The organism is uncultured Aquimarina sp. (genome assembly GCF_947492115.1).
GTDB lineage: Bacteria > Bacteroidota > Bacteroidia > Flavobacteriales > Flavobacteriaceae > Aquimarina.
This window is the reverse complement of record NZ_CANLMM010000003.1, coordinates 865,989-878,934: the sequence shown is the minus strand read 5'-3', so window position 1 is coordinate 878,934 and position 12,946 is coordinate 865,989. Positions and strand designations below refer to the sequence as shown.

Annotated in this window: 10 protein-coding genes; 1 reads left to right on the top strand and 9 read right to left on the bottom strand. The window is 32.9% G+C overall.

Going from position 1 to position 12,946, the window contains the following annotated elements:
- Nucleotides 1-16 precede the first annotated feature (16 nt).
- Nucleotides 17-1,324, top strand: coding sequence for a hypothetical protein (locus tag Q1A73_RS13160; RefSeq protein ID WP_299606293.1), 1,308 nt, complete (start codon nucleotides 17-19; stop codon nucleotides 1,322-1,324).
- Here Q1A73_RS13160 and Q1A73_RS13155 read toward each other — a convergent pair.
- From Q1A73_RS13155 to Q1A73_RS13115, 9 genes are all read right to left on the bottom strand, one after another.
- Nucleotides 1,316-2,224: a 2OG-Fe dioxygenase family protein gene (locus tag Q1A73_RS13155; protein WP_299606291.1), complete on the bottom strand. Its 909-nt coding sequence runs from the start codon at nucleotides 2,222-2,224 to the stop codon at nucleotides 1,316-1,318. The two genes, Q1A73_RS13160 and Q1A73_RS13155, sit on opposite strands and share 9 nt — an antisense overlap.
- Nucleotides 2,221-4,938 (bottom strand): AAA domain-containing protein, encoded by a 2,718-nt coding sequence (locus Q1A73_RS13150; protein ID WP_299606289.1) that lies wholly within the window; start codon nucleotides 4,936-4,938, stop codon nucleotides 2,221-2,223. Before Q1A73_RS13150 ends, Q1A73_RS13155 begins: the two co-directional genes overlap by 4 nt.
- 11 nt (nucleotides 4,939-4,949) lie before the next feature.
- On the bottom strand, nucleotides 4,950-6,854 hold the full coding sequence (locus Q1A73_RS13145; protein ID WP_299606286.1) for an AAA family ATPase: 1,905 nt from the start codon (nucleotides 6,852-6,854) through the stop codon (nucleotides 4,950-4,952).
- Between the two features lie 23 nt (nucleotides 6,855-6,877).
- Nucleotides 6,878-7,405 carry a hypothetical protein gene (locus tag Q1A73_RS13140; RefSeq protein ID WP_299606283.1) on the bottom strand — a complete coding sequence of 176 codons (528 nt, stop codon included), beginning with the start codon at nucleotides 7,403-7,405 and terminating at the stop codon, nucleotides 6,878-6,880.
- Between the two features lie 439 nt (nucleotides 7,406-7,844).
- On the bottom strand, nucleotides 7,845-8,654 hold the full coding sequence (locus Q1A73_RS13135; protein WP_299606282.1) for an ABC transporter ATP-binding protein: 810 nt from the start codon (nucleotides 8,652-8,654) through the stop codon (nucleotides 7,845-7,847).
- A 1-nt stretch (nucleotide 8,655) separates the two neighbouring features.
- Nucleotides 8,656-9,624 carry an ABC transporter permease subunit gene (locus Q1A73_RS13130; protein WP_299606280.1) on the bottom strand — a complete coding sequence of 323 codons (969 nt, stop codon included), beginning with the start codon at nucleotides 9,622-9,624 and terminating at the stop codon, nucleotides 8,656-8,658.
- The gene (locus Q1A73_RS13125; protein WP_299606276.1) at nucleotides 9,624-11,177 is read right to left on the bottom strand and encodes a phosphate ABC transporter substrate-binding/OmpA family protein; all 1,554 of its coding nucleotides are present in this window, start codon (nucleotides 11,175-11,177) and stop codon (nucleotides 9,624-9,626) included. The genes Q1A73_RS13130 and Q1A73_RS13125 overlap by 1 nt, the downstream gene beginning before the upstream one ends.
- A gap of 22 nt (nucleotides 11,178-11,199) precedes the next feature.
- Nucleotides 11,200-12,213 (bottom strand): hypothetical protein, encoded by a 1,014-nt coding sequence (locus tag Q1A73_RS13120; RefSeq protein ID WP_299606275.1) that lies wholly within the window; start codon nucleotides 12,211-12,213, stop codon nucleotides 11,200-11,202.
- Nucleotides 12,214-12,897 carry a hypothetical protein gene (locus tag Q1A73_RS13115; protein ID WP_299606273.1) on the bottom strand — a complete coding sequence of 228 codons (684 nt, stop codon included), beginning with the start codon at nucleotides 12,895-12,897 and terminating at the stop codon, nucleotides 12,214-12,216.
- Between the last annotated feature and the right edge of the window lie 49 nt (nucleotides 12,898-12,946).

The following is a 12,946-nucleotide window of genomic DNA, read 5'->3' as shown; positions in this document are numbered from 1 at the left end:
TTCATAAAGAATAGATTTGGCTATAAACATTAAGAACATATTATCATTCTTTGGAATCAAAAAAACATTTGAAATATCTAAGGAAGAATTAGCGCATTTAAGTTCTGAAACTTCCTCCCAAGAAAAGAACGGCCCCTATATTATAGATCTTGATTTTTCTGATGAAGACTCTCCTATAGCAGAAGAAATGCTAACGAATATTTATGAAGATGCTACTTCGCTTTTTGATTACAATCATGACAATCTAGAAAAAGTAATTTTCAACTCTTTGGAGCATCATAAAACCTTACTAGGTTCTCATCCCGAAATTAAAAAAGAGGTATTGTATTATCTTTTTAAAGAACGCTCTAAAAACAGAAGATCCTCTTCCAAATCTGAGAGCAAATTAGTTGATAAAATCCCACAAGATTTTAAACACGCCATTGGATATCACTTATTAAATTCTAAAATGCGTCTTACCAGTCAGGACTTTACTTATTTCTTCCATAAATGGAAAGACACCTACGTATACGATTATCCGCTTCGGCCATTATTGAGACAACTAAAAAAGCATTCCATTAATTATAAGATAAGTCCTGAGTTAAATGTGAGTTTACATTCTTTCTTACGCTCTAGATCTATACAATATCTTTCTATAAAACAGCATATGGATGCTAAAAGTATTATTCATAGAGTTATTCTGGAAAACAGTAAAATCAATTTAATCCCTTCGGCATATGTTTTTCAGTTATTACCAGATCCGTTTGGAGTTCATGTAAACAAATTGATCTCTAATATGAGTGAGAAATACCAACATAATATTTCGAAAATCCTTAAAATTCTCTCCAAAAATATTCATCAAAAATCCTTTATACAGATTAATGAATGTTTAGAAAAGATACATCAAAAGAAGTTCGATGATTTTAGCTACTCAATACTCCGAAAATTTGCTTATTTACGATTACGAAATGTAACACTAAGGCAAAAAGAGGACAATAACGAAAAAGATATTATCTATGGTGTTTATGAGCATGTTTACCAAGAGAATATAAATCTAGTCAAGGGATTGATACAACTACATGGATACAGAAACAATCAAAACTGTATTAAGCTTATATCCAATATTTTAGAAAGATGCTATGCTGTTTCCATAGGTTCTAACTACGGTGCCACATCACAATCATTAGGAAAAATTTGTATTCAAACACTTGCTTATCAATTTGAAGATGCTGGGAAAGATGAATTAAAAACTGTATATGAGAATACCAGCTTTAGACTCATTAAAAAACAAATTGAAATCATCTCTCATAAATTACAAGAAGAAACAGGAATATCTTTACTCTAAAATATCGATATCAAATCCGATAATATCACGGATTCCAGGTTTAGAAATATCTTCTGGTTCTATAGGTGTTACATAATGCCATAGATCATTTCCGAAAGTAAATTCTTCTCCCGTATCTGCTTGAAAAATAAATTCTCCTGGTTGTAGTACTTTTTTAAAGATCAGCTCATTGGTTTCTGCCATTGTCTTTTCGTAAATCTGACTCTCAGCACCTGTTATATTTTGTCTATTGACCACTAAAGCAGACATGATATATTGAGCTCCATCTTCATGAACACCTTCTGGAGCGTTTTCTCCTTTTATTTTTTCATGAGAAATAGTTCTCATAAAATGACTGGTGATTTGAATCTTTCGAACTTCAGGATGTATGTGTTTTACCAATCTTGCCATTCGCTTCAGCAACTCAAAAAACATCTCATTTTCTACAGCTGATCTGGATGCTTGTTTGAAAACACGTTTCCAAACACGAAAATCATCTACATCTTGTTCAAAACCTTGCTGTATGATCCGTTCTACAAAATATTGATCATCCCAAATTTCAATCAAAAAACTTGAGATATTGCGCTGTCTGGTAATGGTAGATAATTGCTCGAATTCCCTTTGTTGGTTATCGGTAAGTTGTTGTAACCAATAGGCTAACGCATCCAAAGTTTTGGTCCCTTCAAAATACGCTTTATGTAACTTTTCTATTGATACGGAATCCTCTGGAAAAACTTCTTTTAAAAAGGCGATTTGTTTTCCTCTAACTACATATGCATCGTCTTGTAGCTCTGAAAAGAAAGGTCTAAAAAAATGTAAAAAAGAACTAACATCAATCTTTAAATCAGTAACACTTCCAACTCTGATAGGTGATTTTACTGCTCTTCCGATTTGCTTTGATATTTCTTTCTCGGTAATCATTTGGCAATTCTTACTTTCTTAGTAATATGATGTAAACATTCTTTTTTATTATGTAACCAATATACGTAAGGTATCGTAATAATTGGTATTTGTGTTCTAAATAATGTTTTATATTGATCTATTGAAAATGTCTTTTCCAATGCTCCTGGATACCCAACCAAGTCTATACAAATGGTGCGTTGTTTATGTGTTACCAAAATATCCATTACATAACCTGCGATAGGATAATTTACAATAATATCTTCTTGTTTAATGCCCAACTGGATTAGCTCTTCTAACACTTCTTCGGCAAAATTATCCATGTATTCCTCCACAGAATTTTGAGGATATTGGATCCTTGTTTCCGATAAATAATCGATTACTAAATGTTTGTTTTTAAAATTCTTAGGATCGAAAGAATAGTATAGAAATTGCTGCTGCTTGGCACGTGTTATACTAACGTTAAAAACATCTTCTCTATCTAGATATTGGAACACCGAAGTACTTGTTTGGTTATCTATAGTGAAGGTAATATACATCTGATCACGTTCTTCTCCCTGAAATTCAAAAGGTGTACCTACAGCAATTTTATGTTTTTTGATAGCAGCAAGATCAAGCTCTTCGATTTTATCTTTCAAATAATTTACCTGATCTCTAAATGGTGAAAGAATTCCAATCGTTGTAGCCACTCCAATAGCTACTTGATGTTCTTCATCGATAACTTTTTGTATATCTTCTAATAATTGTTCTGCCTCTTGTAAATTGGTTCCGTTTTTCAATTTTTCACCTTCACAGAAAACCCAATGTACTGCAGAGGTTTTATGATGGATTTGTAAGTCAGACATCACCTTTAGCTTTTCAAAATAAAATTTTTGATTGCTATATCTTATGATGCTTGGAACACTTCGGTAATGCTCATCTAAAAAATGCACATTGCTCTGAGAAGGCAGTCGCTCCAAAGCATAATCTAGAAAACTAGTTTCTCTGTAATTCATCACTTCTTCGCCTTTCAACAAACCATAAGCATTTGCTGTATCTTGCATAACTTGTTTAGACAAAAATGAAACGTGTCTTAATTGTTTTGGATCTCCAACAACTACTACCTTCTTTGCTCTAGCTAGTACTGGAATCATCGTAGCAATATCACACTGGGAAGCTTCATCTATGATCGCTACATCAAAAAGATCATTTTGTAATGGAAAAACATCGCTAACATCGGTAGATTTTGTTATCCAAATCGGCAAACATTGCAATACAGATTGAAAATCGACTTCCTGAAACAAACGCTCTCGCTCTTCGATATTTCTGGTCTTTACCAATTTTGAAAACTTAGATAGTGTTTGATCCTTTGATAACAAATCAGAAATCTTATCTCTATATTTTAAAGAAATGATTTCTTTAATTAATTTATTTTTTTGATGAATATAATGTTCCAACAATTCTATTAACTGCCAAAATGGATATTCTTTTAAGACTTGCTTAGAAACATATTTACGTTTTAATCTCTTAAAAAAAGAAGGGTTGTAATCTAAAAACAACTCAGCGTTTTTAATTTCTCTCTCCTCTCGATCTCGAATTTCATCACTAATTTCCTTGATCTTATTTACGGCATGATCAATCTCTTTTTGTTTTTTAGGGATGAAGTAATCCTTCCCTCCTTTTTGAAAAACATTAATTGATTCTAGTTTCTTTTTTAATTTCGCTTTATGACTACGGCCAGATCCAGCGCGTATAGAAAGCCCTTTTACTCCTAAGTCTTGTACTATTTTTTCTTGCAGTACATCCACCGCCTGATCAGATTTAGAACATATTAAAACACTTTTGTTATGATATACCTGATCCAATGCTAAAGAGGCTATTGTGTACGATTTGCCAGTACCTGGAGGTCCTATCACCACTGTTATATCATTGGTCTTTACAGCTTGAATAATCCCAAGTTGTGAACTACTTAAATTAGAAGGTACATAAACTCCTTCCTTAGATATTGCATCAGTGTTAATCTCAGTTTTCCTTCTGGAGAAAAATCCACGAAGCGTATCATTGAATAAATGACCTTCTTTGATTTCATCAATCTCATGCAAAACGTCTCGACTCGATTTTGATTTTTCTACAATCCCCAAAGCTATAGCTGGGAGTAGTTGTAGAGTAAGAGATTTTGAATGTTCCCTAATTTTTTGCCCTTCTAAAAGTACTGGTAAAATTTCTAATTCGCTGGTATGAATAGGTATATATTCTTCTAGCTTTTTTGCAATTCCTTGGATATCTTGTTTAGAAGGTTCCTGATCATTAATTAGTGATTTTATCTCTAGAGAAAAGGAATCATCTAGATTAAAGTTTGATTTTAACACATTTAATAAAGCTTCATTTACTCTATTTTCTTCAAAATTATAGTTGATGTGATAGAGTGCATCACTATTAATCTCTAGGGTAGCAGGAGTTACTATTAACGGCGCACATATTGTTCTTTTTCTCCCTAAAAAAGTGAGTTTACCTGTTATAAAAAAACTACACGCGACAAAGGTTTTCTCTTTTCGGTAAATTTCTAGATACTTATATAAATCCTCGCCAAAATCGATTTTCATAAACGTAGGATCCTCTTCTCTATATAAGCCTGTGCTATTTTTTAAGAAAAACCGTTTATCTACCTTTGTTCCTAAGAAATTAAGGACATCATTATCTCTAAATTCTTGTTTGTAACAATCCTGATAATAGGATAAGACTTTTTCAATATGCATTGCGTGCTAATTTAAGCTTCTTCTTCATCTTTTTGAAATCTAAGATAATCATCAACCGTTTGATTAATTGGTGGAATATCTTCTTCAACAATTGTCTTTAACAATTCTTCGGTAAGTGGCGTAATAGCTACAATGCGATTCGCTTGGTACTCTATAATTTTTTCGAATAAATTACGTGCTACTCTGGCGTTCCCAAAACTTTTATGTCTTTTTTCGTAAAGTTTATCAAAAATAAATTCCAATTTTTCTTTTGCTTCTTCCGCTAACACAAAATCATTTTTGAGACAGAATAGTTCAAAAATACCTATTAACTCTTTGGGTTTATAGTGATCAAAGGTGAAATATCGATTAAATCGTGATTGTAGTCCTGGATTCGATTCAATAAATTCTTCCATCTCATCTGGATATCCTGCTACAATCACTACTAGTTGATCTCTATGATCTTCCATTTTCTTAAGCAATACCTCAACTGCCTCGTTACCAAAGTCTTTTTTGTTATCCTTGGCTAAAGAATAAGCTTCATCAATAAATAAAACTCCGTCCAGTGAAGTTTTGATTACCTCTTCCACCTTCAGGGCAGTTTGACCTACGTAACCGGCTACCATTCCTGTTCTGTCTGTTTCCACCAGATGTCCTTTTTCTAGATATCCTAGGTGTCGGTAGATTTTAGACACCAAACGCGCAACAGTGGTCTTTCCTGTTCCAGGAGGTCCCATAAATACAGAATGTAGCGAATTGTTTACATTTTTAAGCCCTTTTTCTTCTCTCAGCTTTTGCACTTTCAAGAAATTAGACAACTCTTTAACAGCCGTTTTTATATTATCTAATCCTATTAGTTCATTGAGCTCATCCATTACATCATCCAAGGTCTCATTTTCATCAATCTCGGTTTGCTTTACGCCTTCTAGTTTTTCTTTGGGGTGTTGCAACTTATCATTAATCTTCTTTAGCAAGGTTTTTTCCTCTTCAGAAATAGTATCATCTACCTTTGCAATTAACGAAGCAATCCGATATAAAAAAGAGGCTGAATTCGCAAAATGCTGACTATCCAATCGCTTTAATAAGGAGGGTAATAAAAATTCGTTCTTATAATCTTCTCCTAAATCAAAAAGACTTGCTGTTTTTATGATTTCTATATTCTCTTCAAACTTCTCTGACTGTACAAATTTGTTGATACGCTCTATAGAAAGTGAAGCTATGATATCATTGCCTTGCAACTTTTCGAACATGAATGCAAGTAAAAATTTCACCTTGGCATCGGCAACAGTATTTTCTTTATCCGTTAAAGGATAAATCATATTAAATACCTTAATAATATCCTGCAAAATCACATGTTCTGCTTTAAACTCTATCGCATCATCAGTTTTATGAACAATAGCATTGATCGTATTAGAAAAACGTTTGTTATTATTAAGATCCTCAGCAAGATTTTGAATTTTTTCCCCTTCGTTTTTTAAGATCTGTAGAAACTCATAATCCACATCATAATCTTTCGCTACGTCTTCTTTTTGGTTAACAAAATCTTTGAATTTATTTGTAAAATCAGCTAGTGTCTTTTTCTCGTCTTTTTTAGTAAGCAAAAGATCTTCCATCAAAGAATCTAATAATACTATGTGCTCTTTTGGAAAAGCACTAAATTTTACATCCTTAAAAATATCCTTATCTAGAGAAAGTGTTGCACCAGCAATATGAATATACTGAGTAGTAATGATAAAATCTAATTCATCTATAGATTCCTTTAGAGAATACAATAGTAGTAAGTCTTCATCTTTTATTTTTAAGGAAGGAAACGCTTCAGAGATCGTTAGTATTTTTAGAGGATTAATGGACTTTCCTTTAAAAAAAGAAGCTTTGTGTTTTTGATCTAATTTAGCAAAAAACTGGTCTGTGGCTTTATGATATTTTCTGTTGGTCATAAGATTTTTTCAAGAAAAATGAATTATGCTTTTAATTGTTCTTCGGCTTTCTTTTTAGCCTTTTTATCGGCTTCTATGGCAATTAGTACAAAACCGATCAATAATGAAAATAAGGCTGTTGTTATCAAAAATCCCCATAACTTATTATCAGGATAAACCGCTAATCCTTTTGGAATTGTCACCTTTGTTTTCTTACCTGTATCCAACAAAGTTTCTCTAAGCTTTATAAGTACATTGGTTCTTTCTAAGGCGCTTTCGGATTTTAAATTCTGTAACTCATTTTGACTTGCTTTTAAGTTTTTATACCAAAATCCAATATCTTCATTTGGAGTTTCCCACATCATTGAAGTATATCCACTTGTTAAATTATTAGCTTCTAAATACGTAATTACCTTAGTCAGTTCTTCATTTGCAATCTCAATTGTACTTGCATCAGCTGCCCTTTTTAAATATCCTGATACATTTTGTTTAAACTGTATTTTTTTTGAAATTCTAACTCCAAATATCACTAATGATACCGTAATCAAAAATATCCCTATTACACTTTTCATTTTAGTTGTTTTAATTTTTTAATCATTCCTTTTTCTGAAATTTAACAGAAAATTACACCTTTTTAACAATAACAAATATTCCTAAAACTAAAGGTATCTATGGAATCTTACACAAGATTCTGACACAAACCTGAGTGTCTTATGTTCAGGAATCATTTTAATTTTTAATTTTTTATTATGTTAAAAAGCATTTTAAACTTATCGGATGTTTCAATTCTTTCAAAGAAAAACCAAAGCACAATTCATGGGGGATCGTTAGGTTCTGATTGCCTCGAATTACCACCTGAATGTGGACCAAATGAGTATTTGTTTGATTGTGCTTGCATTGGAAACACAGGTTTTCCAGGTTAATATGACATTCAAAATATCATATTAAATAAACAAGCATTTCGAGAAGAAAGTTGTTTTAAAAACAGCTTTCTTCTTTTTAATTCCAAAATCAATTACCTGCATCAATTTGCATCATAGCATCCTCAACTTCATGAACCAATTCATCAAAATGTGCTAATCTTTTCGTTTCGCGTGTTCTATTAAAAGGTAAATCAATATCGATATGCTTTACAAAATTCGATGGTGCATGCTTCATAATATAAATATCATCTGCTAAATACACTGCCTCTTGAATATCGTGGGTAACAAATAAGATCGTAGGACTAAACTTTTCCCAAATACCAATTAATAGATCTTGCATTTGCAAGCGAGTTTTAATATCTAATGCTCCAAAGGGTTCATCCATTAATAAAATCTCTGGATTAGACATTAGGCTTCTGGCTATGGCTACTCGTTGTAGTTGCCCACCAGAAAGGGTCGGATATTGGGCATATTTCCTGTGATGACCTTCCAGGCCAACTAACTGGATCATTTCCATCGCTTTTTCGTCCCGTTCCTTCTTTGAAATTCCTTTAAAACGCAATCCTAATCCTACATTATCCAATACGGTCATCCAGGGCAAAGAAGAATACTGTTGAAACACCATACTCACTCTATTCTCCTTACTTACTGGTTTCCCATTAACCAATACCGTTCCAGAGGTAGGCTTTTGCAAACCAGCAATATATCTCAATAAAGTAGACTTACCACATCCAGACATACCTAGTATAACAGTAAACTGACCTTGCATAGGCTTATCTTCTACCAGCAAATCCAAATTTTCTATAATCTTGGTTTTCCCTCCATCATAAGATTGGGATATCCCTCTAAGTTCAATCACATTAGGTGCCTGAGGAGCATCTGTAAACTGTAATGCCATACTAGTGTTTATTTCCTTTATTAATATGCTTGAAAGAGAATAATATTTTATCAATCAACACAAAAAGTCGATCTTGTAGAATTCCAATTACTACAATGATTATAAGAATCGCAAAAGCTTTATCGATTCTACTCTGCCGTTTCGCAGTCCAGATTAATTCTCCAATCCCTCCTCCTTTATTCAACATTTCTACGATAGTTATATAGGTCCAAGATATTGCTGTTAACACCCGAATATCGTCAATGATCTTAGAAAACACATATGGCATATATACGGTTCTAATGGTTTGCCATGATGTAGCCCCTAACGTAAAAACAGTATTGAGATACACATTCTGTACCTCATCGATCCGCTGAATGACGACAGGTATCAAATAGACAATGATACCAAAAGCTAAAAAGGATACCTTCATATCACTTCCTAATCCCAACCACATTATAAAAATACCAGTTACAGCAGTAAGTGGTATAAATCGATATGAGTTTATGATCTGACTAAACAATCCTCTAAACAATGGGATCAATCCTAATAAAAAACCGATTGGTATTGATACTAAAATAGCTACTAGATACCCTAAAAAGTTTAGTTTTATAGAGTAGAATGTATTCCCAACTACGTCATCATTCTTATGTAAATCAGGAAACGCTTTAATTACCTTTACGGGTGATGGCAGTAAAGGATATACTTTGTTTTTCTTAAGTCCAAAAGAAGTCAATTCTTCTAAACTCATCTTCTCTAGTGCATCATAATTGGCTACCAACAAAGAATCACTTTCGTAATATTTTCGCTCACTCTGCGTTATTTTCGAAATATCAATGGATTCATCTTGAGTAATTACAGATGTGGACAGAAATTCAGCTAAGAGGAACCATAAACCGATAAGGATTATGGCTCCAATTGCTGTTAGTATTGCTTTGTCTTTGGATGCTAAATTTCCTCTAAGCTCAAAAAGTTTTTTGATCCCTGCCATTAGTCTACTACCAATTCAAAGTCTGTTCTTCTGTTCTTAGATTTACAATCTGCATTTTGATTACGCTCACAACCAGGAACTGGTTTGTCTGGACCATTTCCTAAAATGATAAATCGGTTATGAGGCATTTGATGTTCTTTTTCTAGATAATCAGCTACCGACTGTGCTCTTTTCTTAGATAAAGCAATGTTAGATGCACGATTTCCTACATTATCTGTATTTCCTTCAATTCTAATTCTCGCATTGGCAAATGCCTTTGCAATTGGAGTGAACTGTAAGTCTATTAATTGTTTTGAATTTTCATCTAATTGAAATTCTCCTGTTCTAAAACTAATACTTACTTTCTTAGAAGATAAGGACTCTTTTTTCTCCAATGTTTCATCCACAGCGGTAAACTGTTTCTGTTGCTCTGCATTATGAGAATTACCAGAAAGTGTAGTTCTATTTACTAAATCTTTTGTAGATAACAATCTCCAACTTTTTGCACCCGCTGTACTATAACCAAGATTATTATATTTCACTTTCATTTTATTGTATAGATCTTCTCCAGTAACTCCACTATAGCTAGGATTTAATCCAAAGAAATCTTTATTATCTCCATGAGTAGCTAATCTAACATTATTAATGGCATCGTAGCAGAAATCTTCTGGCTGCGATAATCCTTCTGCTAAAATTTTAGCTGCTTTTCTCTTATTGCTATCTGAACTATTTAATTCTGAAGCTCCAATCATCCATCCTTCATACAGATCTTGTAGTTGTTCTTTATGAGTTTCTACAAATTCCTTTTTAGACACAAAAACGTCCGCAATAATATGGGTAGCATTCTTAGTACTTTCCAACACTTTTGCTCCTGCCACTTTAGCTACACAATCCGCATCATCTGGACTCCAAACTACTGCAGCATCTACTGTATTACTTTTAAAAGAATCTGCCGCATCAATAGCACTAGGAACTTCTACTAATTGTACATCTTTTGTAGTCATATCACTAGCTTCTAATAACCAGATCAAGAAAGAATGTGAAGGTGTCATTGGTGCCACTGCAATTTTCTTTCCTCTTAAGTCACTTACCTTATTTATGCCTCTCGCTGCCACAATAGCATCTCCTCCTCTACTCCAATCTGCCTGAAACACTACTTGAGGTTGATATTGAGATAATCCTTCTACCTCTGTTGGGAATGCATCAATCGTAGCCCACATTAAATCTATGGAACCATTTTTAAAAGCATCTCTAGAAGCATCGAAATCATCGATTACTTCAAAATTTACTTTAAATCCATAATCTTTATAGAACCTAGAATCTGTATTCGCTTTGAATCCTTCATTGAAATACTGTCCACCAGCATATCCACCCCAAGTCACTACTCCAACATTGATTACATCTTTATATCCCTCTTTTGTTTTTCCTTCTTTGTCCTTAGAAGTGAGTTTTTCTATTTGTTCTTTAGCATCGGGATTGTTGGTTACAAATTTAGTTATAAGAAAATATAGCCCTCCAAGGATAAGTGCTACAATTAAAAGTTTCGAAAATGGAGTTAATTTAGCTCTTGCCATAATATTTGATTAGTTATTACTATTAATCTTCGAAATTGAATAAATCCGAATATTGATTATTTTGTGTTTTGGTTTTTACAATTGGTGCATCTAAATCTACACTATGTTGATCATGCACTAATAAATCTTTTTGATTTCCTAAGATTAGAGAAACACCTTCTTTTTCCCATTTCTCCAATAGCTCTAGCCCTTCTTCTTCAAAAATTCCATTTTGCAAATCAATAGAATCCATGAAATTAGTAGACATATCCATAAAACGTTCCATCTCACCTATTTTCATACTCACGTCTTCGGCAATTACCTCAAGAGCGCGATCGAACATTTCTTTTTTATCATTATTACCAGAAATAATATTCATGGCAGATTTCATTGCAGAATGACTGGCTCTTATCGCTTTTCTTTCCTGCTCTTTCACCATTACTTGATCTTCGATATCTTCTAATAGAATTTCAGAATTCTCATACATTTTAATAAGAACTCTATATAGAACTTCCATTTTTTTGTAGAGCCCATCCAGCTTAAGATTAGATTCTTGTAAACGTCCTGCTTTTCTAGATTTAAGGATCATAATTCCTTTTTTATCTTTTTCTTTTGCAGCACTTGCTAGTTTTAGATTGCTATTGATACTTTTCTTATTGTCATAGATGATTTGCTGTAATCGCTTCATTTGTCCTTTTAACACAGCGATCTGCTTATTCATCTTTCTAAGATTATTCTTTAAATCATCTATATAACTTTTTAGAATACCTATTGGATCTATTTGAATAAAAATACCTGTAATCCAGCGCATAAAAGATTTATACATATAGAAAATTAGGTTTCGCATCTTAGGATCTAATACCATATAGATTAAAGCTCCCAAAACAGCTAAAAGCACCCCTAAATACAGAGTGTTTTCTGCAATTTGTATCAAAAAGGGCAGCACTTTATACAAACCATATAATCCTCCGGCTCCTAAAAGCCCCATAAATAACATCCCTGTTTTACCTTCGGGTTTTTTCCAAAATGATTTTGGTTTTAATGAGTTGTCGTCCATTTACTTTAAATATTTCTGCATTTTAACAATATCTTCCTCAAACTGTTTCTTCAGATGACTGTAAGATACTTTAAAATCGTTCTGTGTTTTATTGATTTTATTATTACTCTCCTCTACTTTGGCTTTTAAATCACTAATCTGTTGTTGATGCTTCGTAATTTCCTCAGTCAATTTTTTAATCTGTTCTGACTTCTCTTTAATAATAGATTCGAACTGTGCTATTTCTCGTTCTCTACCAGACACCTTACTATCAAATTGATTTTTAAATGCCCCTAAAAACTGCTCATTTTCTTTATCTAAAACACCAATATAAAAATTAGTCGTTTGCAAAAGCTTATCTAACGTTACTCCCATAGTAGATGCAGTAGCAAAAGCAGAGCGATACTTTGTAGCTTCGTCCATTGGCATTTTTTCCAATGCCTTTAGCGATTTCTTATATTCTAAATAGTCAAAGCCGTCTAGATTATTCTTTTCTATCGCTTGCAATAATTTTTCAACTATTTTATTATCCAACGCTCCTTCTGAAGAAACAGGCACAGGATTATTTGGAAGCGGCGGTGGAGTCGAAGCCGCTGGAGCTGATTTTTTTTCATTGGTACCCGTATTATTCTCTTTGGGTTCTGAAGCCTGCTTATTCTCTGCTTCATCTTCTACTATAAATAAAGACTTTAAGTTTTTTAGCATGGTTAGTGAATTTAAACAAATTTATAAAAATAAGTGTTCGGTAAGGTTT

What these genes read in the sequence shown, in the direction of transcription:
- Q1A73_RS13155 (WP_299606291.1), bottom strand. Translation starts at nt 2,224, where the DNA reads ATGATTACCGAGAAAGAAATATCAAAGCAAATCGGAAGAGCAGTAAAA.
- Q1A73_RS13150 (WP_299606289.1), bottom strand. Translation starts at nt 4,938, where the DNA reads ATGCATATTGAAAAAGTCTTATCCTATTATCAGGATTGTTACAAACAA.
- Q1A73_RS13145 (WP_299606286.1), bottom strand. Translation starts at nt 6,854, where the DNA reads ATGACCAACAGAAAATATCATAAAGCCACAGACCAGTTTTTTGCTAAA.
- Q1A73_RS13140 (WP_299606283.1), bottom strand. Translation starts at nt 7,405, where the DNA reads ATGAAAAGTGTAATAGGGATATTTTTGATTACGGTATCATTAGTGATA.
- Q1A73_RS13135 (WP_299606282.1), bottom strand. Translation starts at nt 8,654, where the DNA reads ATGGCATTACAGTTTACAGATGCTCCTCAGGCACCTAATGTGATTGAA.
- Q1A73_RS13130 (WP_299606280.1), bottom strand. Translation starts at nt 9,624, where the DNA reads ATGGCAGGGATCAAAAAACTTTTTGAGCTTAGAGGAAATTTAGCATCC.
- Q1A73_RS13125 (WP_299606276.1), bottom strand. Translation starts at nt 11,177, where the DNA reads ATGGCAAGAGCTAAATTAACTCCATTTTCGAAACTTTTAATTGTAGCA.
- Q1A73_RS13120 (WP_299606275.1), bottom strand. Translation starts at nt 12,213, where the DNA reads ATGGACGACAACTCATTAAAACCAAAATCATTTTGGAAAAAACCCGAA.
- Q1A73_RS13115 (WP_299606273.1), bottom strand. Translation starts at nt 12,897, where the DNA reads ATGCTAAAAAACTTAAAGTCTTTATTTATAGTAGAAGATGAAGCAGAG.